Here is a 1,763-nt window from a genome sequence, read left to right as displayed (position 1 = left end):
CTTCTCTCCAATAATCAGTCCAGTCCTGCAGAACTAGGCTTTTTATTTTTCTTTCGCAGTCTTCGAAAGATCCTCCGAGCCAGTTCAAAGCCCACTGGCGGCTATTAGTACCGGGCGTTGCAATTGGTGCCAACGGTCGGTAACTCCGAAGGCCGTCCGCCACATGGATGGCGAGCTGTATGTTATAGCACGCATCTTTTATCTGTGATCTGATCCCGCACAGCCGGGAATAAGGACGGCCGCCTCGTGGGACAACCTTTGATGTTGGCTCCCTCCTTTGACGTTGACCAATAACGAGCAACAAGAAGCGGTAAACTATATTCAATTGTTGGTTGACTGGCTGCACTAATTCGCCCACACCTATTTTAGGCAATTGTCTGTCCAACTCGAACTCTCCGGCCGCGACCTGTCGCCGCTTTCCAAACTCTGGAAAAAGGAATTCCGAAAACCGTAAACCGGCACTGGAAAACATCGAAAAATCAAAAGAACGATAGATTCAATGCCACCAAACCACCGATGCTTTCATTATTTTTCACTCATTGTCTGATATAACCGCTTTAACCGGTGGCTGCCACTTTTTCGTTTTCCGACAACGAGAAAGCGGCACTCGTTTCTCGTTGCTCGTTATTGGTGGCCTGGATAGGAACAACAAAAATTCAACCATACGCTAAACCCCCATAAACCCTGTGACAACAATACTAGGCCATGGACAGTGGCCGTAGCCCTCCCCCCTCGGGAGTAGGCCGTAGTGGCCATGGAGGAGTCTCTCCCCCAGGACACACGCCAAGTCCAACCACGCCACCAACGATTTAGGACATGTATGTTGAATTGTGTTTTCTTTTCATTAGATGAATGGTTAGTGTATAAGGTATCTAATCCAAGAATAACTTCTTCAATAGCCGCATTACCTGCACGCTCACCAATTCCATTAATAGTTCCATGGAATCTTGTAGCTCCACCATCAATAGCAGATAAAGTATTTGCAACTGCAAGACCAAAGTCATTATGACAATGCACACTTACAGGAACACCTAAATTAGTAAATTCTTTATAAAAATTAAATGATTTGAGAGGTGTAAGTAAACCTACAGTATCACAAGGACAAATTCTATCTGCACCTGCTTCAATAGTTGCTTTAAATAAATCATTTAAATAATTAATATCCGCTCTTGTAGAATCTTCAGCTAAAATCTCTACATTTAAACCATGATCTTTAGTATACTCAATAACATCTACAGCTTGATTAAGCATTTCTTCTTGAGTTTTTTTAAGTTTATATTTTAAATGTAAATCTGAAGTAGGTACTACAATATTAACTCCATCAACATCACATTCAATACAGAAATCAATATCTTTTTTTAAAGTTCTTGCAAAACTAACGATTTCTGCATTAAAACCTTGAGAAGTAATTTCTTTAATAGCTTCACGTTCACCAGATGATGTAATAGCAGAACCTGCTTCAATAGAGTTTACTCCTATTTCATCTAATTTAGTAGCTATCCTAAGCTTTTTATTTTTTGTTAAACTAATTCCTGGAGTTTGCTCTCCATCTCTTAATGTAGTATCTAATACTTCAATTTTCATAAAATCAGATAATATATAATATTTTAAAAATAATTAAATTTTTTAAATAATTAGTAATAAATTAAAATTTTTTAAATAAATACTAAATTTAAAATAATTATTAAATAATTTAAAATTATTTTAAATACTCTTTTTTAAACCATTTTACTGTTTCTTCAAGCTGTTCTTTGAATTTTGAG

General features: G+C 37.4%; 1 protein-coding gene. It reads right to left on the bottom strand.

Annotated features, from left to right (window positions below; translation table 11 throughout):
• Window positions 1-624: 624 nt before the first annotated feature.
• Complete coding sequence (locus tag ACR2F7_RS10185) at window positions 625-1,584, bottom strand: hypothetical protein (RefSeq protein ID WP_432713463.1); 960 nt, start codon at window positions 1,582-1,584, stop codon at window positions 625-627.
• Window positions 1,585-1,763: the final 179 nt, after the last annotated feature.

The sequence above is a fragment of the Pedobacter sp. genome (assembly GCF_045628745.1).
Classification (GTDB): domain Bacteria; phylum Bacteroidota; class Bacteroidia; order Sphingobacteriales; family Sphingobacteriaceae; genus Pedobacter.
Note: the sequence above shows the minus strand (reverse complement) of the source record. Positions and strands in the feature narration are given on the sequence as shown.

What these genes read in the sequence shown, in the direction of transcription:
- ACR2F7_RS10185 (WP_432713463.1), bottom strand. Translation starts at nt 1,584, where the DNA reads ATGAAAATTGAAGTATTAGATACTACATTAAGAGATGGAGAGCAAACT.